Origin of the sequence: Streptomyces sp. NPDC047981 (assembly GCF_040653315.1) — a bacterium.
Lineage (GTDB): Bacteria > Actinomycetota > Actinomycetes > Streptomycetales > Streptomycetaceae > Streptomyces.
The window spans coordinates 22997-29698 of record NZ_JBEZNQ010000089.1 but is presented as its reverse complement, the minus strand read 5'-3'; the positions used below and the strand labels follow the sequence as shown (position 1 = coordinate 29698).

Annotated in this window: 5 protein-coding genes and 1 pseudogene; 4 read left to right on the top strand and 2 right to left on the bottom strand. The window is 70.8% G+C overall.

Features of this window, described 5'->3' with window-relative positions; all coding sequences use genetic code 11:
• From AB0E14_RS33885 to AB0E14_RS33870, 4 genes and pseudogenes are all read left to right on the top strand, one after another.
• Window positions 1–201, top strand: a pseudogene (locus tag AB0E14_RS33885) (hypothetical protein); the annotation flags it as partial.
• Between the two features lie 65 nt (window positions 202–266).
• Entirely contained in the window at window positions 267–1082 is an 816-nt protein-coding gene (locus AB0E14_RS33880) for a DsbA family protein (protein WP_362427253.1), read from the top strand.
• Between the two features lie 269 nt (window positions 1083–1351).
• Window positions 1352–3001, top strand: a complete 1650-nt coding sequence (locus tag AB0E14_RS33875) for an alkaline phosphatase D family protein (RefSeq protein ID WP_362427249.1) — start codon at window positions 1352–1354, stop codon at window positions 2999–3001.
• A gap of 356 nt (window positions 3002–3357) precedes the next feature.
• Window positions 3358–4299, top strand: coding sequence for a zinc metalloprotease (locus AB0E14_RS33870; protein WP_362427246.1), 942 nt, complete (start codon window positions 3358–3360; stop codon window positions 4297–4299).
• 94 nt (window positions 4300–4393) lie between these two features.
• Here AB0E14_RS33870 and AB0E14_RS33865 read toward each other — a convergent pair whose 3' ends face one another.
• Both AB0E14_RS33865 and AB0E14_RS33860 read right to left on the bottom strand, forming a co-directional pair.
• A complete protein-coding gene (locus AB0E14_RS33865) occupies window positions 4394–4972 on the bottom strand; it encodes a dienelactone hydrolase family protein (protein WP_362427243.1) in 579 nt (192 codons plus the stop codon).
• Between the two features lie 38 nt (window positions 4973–5010).
• The gene (locus tag AB0E14_RS33860) at window positions 5011–6597 is read right to left on the bottom strand and encodes a Na+/H+ antiporter (protein WP_362427240.1); all 1587 of its coding nucleotides are present in this window, start codon (window positions 6595–6597) and stop codon (window positions 5011–5013) included.
• Window positions 6598–6702 lie beyond the last annotated feature (105 nt).

Sequence of the window (6702 nt, the reverse complement as noted above, 5' to 3'; positions counted from 1 at the left end):
GCGCTAGCCCGGCTGATCGGCGCCGTCGCGGCCCTCGCGTTCCGGCCCCTGATGGTCGTCGCCGCGCTGTTCGGCGCGCCCCGGCCGGTGTCCGGGCTCCCTGGCCGGCCGGCGGACCGGCCGCGCCCGTCCCGTACGCGCCTGCTCGTGCACTCCGTCGGACGGCGGGGACCGCCGCGCTCGGGCTTCGCCGTCGCCTGAGCACCGCAGTCCCTTTTCCAGCCTTTCGCCCTTCCAGGCTCCCGACTTCCACGGAGAACACGATCATGAGCGCACGCAACAGCCAGGCCAACAAGGCAGCCGCCCGCGAGCGGCTGCGCGTCGAGCGCGAACGCCAGGCCAAGAAGGAGAAGGTGCGCCGCCAGGTGACCGTCGCCGTGTCGGCGGTCGCGGTCCTGGCGGTCGCAGGCGGCGTCGGGTACGCCGTCGTCCAGTCCAACAAGCCGACGCACTGGGAGGCGGCGGCCAAGGAGTCCAAGGTCACCGCGCCCAAGAACACCGAGGGCACGGACGGCACCACGGTCGTCGTCGGCAAGCCGACCGCGAAGAAGACCCTGGAGATCTACGAGGACTCGCGCTGCCCGGTGTGCGCGCAGTTCGAGCAGCAGGTGGGCGCGACCGTCGACAAGGACGTGGCGGACGGCAAGTACAGGCTGAAGTACGTCGGCGCCACCTTCATCGACAACTCCGACCAGGGCGAGGGCTCGAAGAACGCCCTGTCGGCCCTGGGCGCGGCCCTGGACGTGAGCCCCGAGGCGTTCCTGAAGTACAAGGCGGCGCTCTACTCCGCGGAGTTCCACCCGGAGGAGAGCAAGGACGAGTTCGCGAAGGACGCGTACCTGCTGAAGGTCGCCGACTCGGTCCCGGCGCTGAAGGGGAACGCCGAGTTCAAGAAGAACGTGGAGAGCGGCACCTTCGACGCGTGGGCGATGAAGATGTCGGCGGCGTTCGACAAGAGCGGTGTGACGGGCACGCCGACGCTGAAGATGGACGGCAAGGCGCTGACCGCCCAGGGCACCAAGAACCCGCCGCTGACGGTCGAGGAGTTCAACGCGGCGCTCACGCCCGCGCTGAAGGGCTAGGGCGTCTCGTTTGGATCACGCCGGGCTCGCGGGGTCTGGCACCGCGCCCTGATCCGGCCTGATCCAAACGAAAGACCCTAGTACCGGCGGCAGGCCGAGGGCTCGGGCCCGTGGGAGGCGCTCCCACGGGCCCGCCCGCGTTCCGGGGTGTGCATGAAGGCCCGGCCCGTCCGCTATGCCCGGGTCATCCCGACCACTCGGCGACGAGTGCACGAACTTTCCGGTATTCGCCTGCCTGTTCGCCATACCGGTCAGTAATCTGACTGCCCGTGACCAGTCGACACATATCCCCCGCCCCCACCCGCAGAACCGTCGTGAAGGCCGCCGCCGTCACGGCCGTCGCCACCCCTGCCCTGGTGGGCGCCGCCTCCCCCGCGCTCGCGGACTCCGAGGCCCCCGCGTTCCTGCACGGTGTCGCCTCCGGCGACCCGCTGCCCGACGGCGTCCTGCTCTGGACGCGCGTCACCCCCACCCCCGACGCCACGCCGGGCTCCGGCAAGGGCCCCGCCGTCACGGTCCGTTGGGAGATCGCCGAGGACCGCGCCTTCACCCGGACCGCGGCCGAGGGCACCGCCACCGCGACCGCCGCGAGCGACCACACGGTGAAGGTGGACGTCCGGGGCCTGCGCCCCGAGACCCCGTACTGGTTCCGCTTCACGGCGGGCGACGCCGTCTCGCCGGCCGGCCGCACCCGGACGACCCCGACCGCCGACGCCACCACACCCGGCGTCCGCTTCGGTGTGGTCTCCTGCTCCAACTGGGAGGCCGGCCACTTCTCCGCCTACCGCCACCTGGCCGCCCGCACGGACCTGGACGCGATCCTCCACCTCGGCGACTACATCTACGAGTACGCGAGCGGCTCCTACCCCACGGCCCCGTACACGGTGCGCACGCACGAGCCGAAGCACGAGATCGTCTCGCTGGCCGACTACCGCCTCCGGCACGCCACCTACAAGACGGACCCCGACCTCCAGGCGCTGCACGCCACGCACCCGATGATCGCGATCTGGGACGACCACGAGGTCGCCAACGACACCTGGTCGGGGGGCGCGGAGAACCACACCCCCGGCGCCGAGGGCGACTGGGCGGCCAGGGTGGCGGCCGCGAAGCAGGCGTACTTCGAGTGGATGCCGGTCCGCGCCTCGACCGAGGGAACGGTCTACCGGCGGCTGCGCTTCGGCAAGCTGGCCGATCTGCACCTGCTCGACCTGCGCTCCTTCCGCTCGCAGCAGTCGTCCGTCGGCAAGGGCGAGGTCGACGACCCGGAGCGGACGATCACCGGCCGCGCGCAGCTGGACTGGCTGAAGTCGGGGCTCGCGGGCTCGGACGCGACCTGGAAGCTGGTCGGCACCTCGGTGATGATCTCGCCGGTCGCCTTCGGCGCGCTGCCGGCCCACCTCCTCGCCCCGCTCGCCGAGCTGCTCGGCCTGCCCAAGGAGGGGCTCGCGGTCAACGTCGACCAGTGGGACGGCTACACGGACGACCGCAAGGAGCTCCTCGCGCACCTGACCCAGCGGTCCATCCGGAACACCGTCTTCCTGACCGGTGACATCCACATGGCGTGGGCCAACGACGTGCCGGTGAAGGCGGCGACGTACCCGCTGTCGCAGTCGGCCGCGACCGAGTTCGTGGTGACCTCGGTGACCTCGGACACCGTCGCCGACCTGCTGCACGTGCCGCCGGGCACGGTCTCCGTGCTGGCGTCCGGTGCCATCAAGGCCGCCAACCGCCATGTGAAGTGGGTGGACATGGACTACCACGGCTACGGCGTGCTCGACGTGACGAGCGACCGTACGCAGATGGACTACTACACGGTCTCCGACCGCACGAACCCGGACGCGACGACCGCGTGGCAGCGCTCGTACCGGACGAAGAACGGAACGCAGAAGATCGAGCGGGTGTACCAGCCGGTGCGATGAGATGACCGCAGGGGCGATTTTCAGCCATGATCGCCCCTGTTAACGGGAGATCACATCAACACGACGGGTGGTGAGTTCGGACGGCCGAATCCGGACACACCACCCGCCGTCGGCACGCGGCTTGTTTCATCTCCTTTTCAAACTCCGGAGCAGACCGGAGATTTTCTTCCCGATGGACCGAATTGCCCCACGAATGATTGGGCTTGATCCATGCTCATCAAGATCTGACATGGACCCGTAATCTCCCCGCGGTGGCGAGGAATCACCTCTCCACTCACCCCCCGCGAGGAGTCACCATGCGTGCTCTTGTCCGTATATCACCGCGTCTGACACGTCGTATGCTCGGCACTGCCGTCATGGCCGGAACCCTGGCCCTGGCCCCGCTCTCGGCCCCCTCGGTGGCCCAGACGCCCACCACCACGACCGCCGCCGGCGCCGAGGAGTGCGACCCGCACGAGGGCGAAGCCCTCTCCGGTGCCCGCAAGGCCCGCGGCGCCGACCAGCACGGCGCAGAGCCCAACGAGGTCACCGCCGCCCAGGCCAAGGCCATGGACGCCGACCTCGCCAAGAGACTGGACGCGGCCCGTTCCCAGGGGCGCGCCTCCGCCACCGGCGCCGCCGCCGTGGTGACCATCCCGGTCCACTTCCACGTCATCCACAGCGGTACGACGGGCAAGCTGACGTCGACCGACATCAGCAAGCAGATGGCGGTGCTCAACGCGGCCTACGCCGGCCAGGGCACCGGCAATGTGAACACCAACTTCCAGTTCACCCTCGCCTCGACCGACTACACGGACAACGCGTCCTGGTACAACCTGGCCTCCGGCTCCACCGCCGAGAAGCAGATGAAGCAGACCCTGCGCAAGGGCGACGCCGGCGCGCTGAACTTCTACACCGCGAAGCTCAGCGGTGGTCTGCTCGGCTGGGCGACCTTCCCGTCCTCCTACGCCTCCAACCCGTCCATGGACGGTGTGGTGGTCCTCGACTCCTCGCTGCCGGGCGGCTCCGCGGCCAACTACAACGAGGGCGACACCGCGACGCACGAGGTCGGCCACTGGATGGGGCTGTACCACACGTTCCAGGGCGGCTGCAACGGAGCCGGTGACTCGGTCAGCGACACCCCGGCCGAGAAGAGCCCGGCGTACGAGTGCCCGACGGGCCGTGACAGCTGCGCCAACAAGCCGGGCCTCGACCCGATCAAGAACTTCATGGACTACACGTACGACTCCTGCATGACCCAGTTCACCCCGGGCCAGGTCACGCGGATGAACGAGTTCTGGACGGCGTACCGCGCCTGAACCACCGCCTGACGGCGCGGGCCTGACGGCGCGCGCCGACGGCAGAGGGTGCGGCGGGAGAGCCCCCGCCGCACCCTCGCGCGTGTGCGCCGGTTCAGCCCTCCTGGAGGCTCTCCAGGAAGGCGAGCGCGATCGTCCAGGTCTGCTCGGCGGCGGCCTCGTCCCAGTCCGGCAGGTCCGGATCGGTGAACAGGTGCCCGGCGCCCGGGTAGCGGTACACCTCGACGTCGGCGCCCGCCTTGCCCATCCCCAGGTACCAGGACGTCAGCCAGTCGTGCGACTCGAACGGGTCCGGGTCGGCCAGGTGCAGTTGGACGGGCAGGTCGTCGGCGGTGGCGTTCTCCGCGATGTCCGAGGTGCCGTGCAGCAGGAGCAGCCCGCGCGCCTTGTCGTCGCCGAGCGCGAGCGTCTGCGCGACCGAGGCGCCGAAGGAGAAGCCCGCGTAGACCAGGCCGCGCTCCGAGTAGGGGGCGGCGGCGAGGATCGCCCGCCGCAGCAGCTCGTCCTTGCCGATCTCCTCCTTGATCGCCATGCCCTCCTCGACGGTGTCGGCGGTCCGGCCCTCGAAGAGGTCGGGCACGTGCACCTGATGGCCGGCGGCCCGCAGCCGTTCGGCCGCGGCCTCCACCGCCGGACGCGGGCCGTAGGTCGAGTGGAAAAGCATGATGTCCATGCGGTCCATCCTGCCAGCCGCGGGGACCCGTCCCGGCGTCACCGCATGCTGCGCACGTCCAGCTGGCGCAGCACCCGGTCCACCACCTCGGGGTCGGCGCCCGGCTCGCTGCGCGCCGCCAGCACCTCGTGCCGGGCGGCGGACATCATCTCGCGCTGGATCCGCTGGACGGCCTTGAGCCGCCCGGCCCGCTCGGCGAAGGCGGCCCGCCGCTCCTCGTCCACCATGTCCGGGCTGATCCGGGCCCCGATGTCGAACGCGCCGCGCTGCAGCCGCTCCTGGACCTCCTCCGGCAGCTCCTCCAGCTCCTCGACCTCCTTGAGCCGCCGCTTGGCCGCCTTGAACGCGCGCAGCGCCAGATCCCGTTCGAGGGCGCGCTCGGCGTCCGTGTCGGCCCGTACGCCGAGCCGCTTGACCAGCCAGGGCAGGGTGAGCCCCTGCAGCAGGAGGGTGGTCATGATCACGCAGAACGCGATGAAGATGATCTCTTCCCGGCCGGGGAAGGGCTGTCCGTCGTCCGTGCGCAACGGGATGGCGAGCGCGAGCGCCACGGAGGCCACGCCGCGCATCCCCGACCACCACATAACGACGGTCTCCCGCCAGCTGACGGGGATCTCCTCGTCGTAGTCGCGACGGGTGTGCAGCCGCTTCGCCAGCCAGGTGGCGGGCAGCAGCCACAGCAGCCGTACGGCGATCACGACACCGGTCACGGCCGCGCCCCAGCCGATCATCTCGCCGAGCCTGCCGTCGGCGGTGCCGAAGACGTTGTGCAGTTCGAGGCCGATGAGCCCGAAGGCGATGCCGGTGACGAGGGTGTCGACGATCTGCCAGAAGGTCTGCCCGGCGAGCCGACCCATCACGTCGTCGGCGTCGAGGGCGTTCTCGGCGAGGTAGAGGGCGACGACCAGGACGGCGAGGACGCCCGAGCCCTTCAGCTCCTCGGCGATGACGTAGGCGACGAAGGGCACGAGGAGGGTGAGCCCGGTCTGCAGCGTGGCCTCGCCGAGCAGACCCATGAGCTTGTTGCTGAGCCAGCCGAGGACGAGGCCGACGGCGACGGCGACGACGGCGGAGAGGACGAGTTCGAGGCCCGCGCCCTCCCAGCTGAAGCTGCCGCCGACGGCCGCGCCGATCGCCACGTGGTAGAGGACGATCGCGGTGACGTCGTTGAAGAGCCCCTCGCCCTCCAGGATCGAGACGAGCCGCCGCGGCAGGCCGAGCGAGCCGGCGACGGCGGTCGCGGCGACCGGGTCGGGCGGCGCGACGAGCGCGCCGAGGGCGACGGCGGCGGCGAGCGGGAGCGCCGGGACGAGGGCGTCGGCCGTGGCGGCGACGGCGGCCGTGGTGACGAAGACCAGGGCGACGGCGAGCAGGAAGATGGGCCGCCGGTTCGCCGCGAACTGCCGCCAGGACGTGCGTTGCACGGCGGCGTAGAGCAGCGGCGGGAGGACGAGCGGAAGGATGTACTCGGGCGGGATCTCGACGTTCGGTACGAAGGGCATGAAGGCCAGCACCGCCCCGATGACGGTCATGAGCACCGGGGCCGGAAGACCGAGCCGGTCGCCGAGCGGCACGGTGAGCACCGCGCCCAGCAACAGCAGGAACAACAGGGCCAATTGGTCCACGGGGCGCCCTCAGGTCGACGTCGGGGCCTCAACCCTGCCACGAGGAACGGGCGAATCCCCCCGAACCACCCCGAACTCCCCCGGAGGCGCCGAACGGAGCCGCGC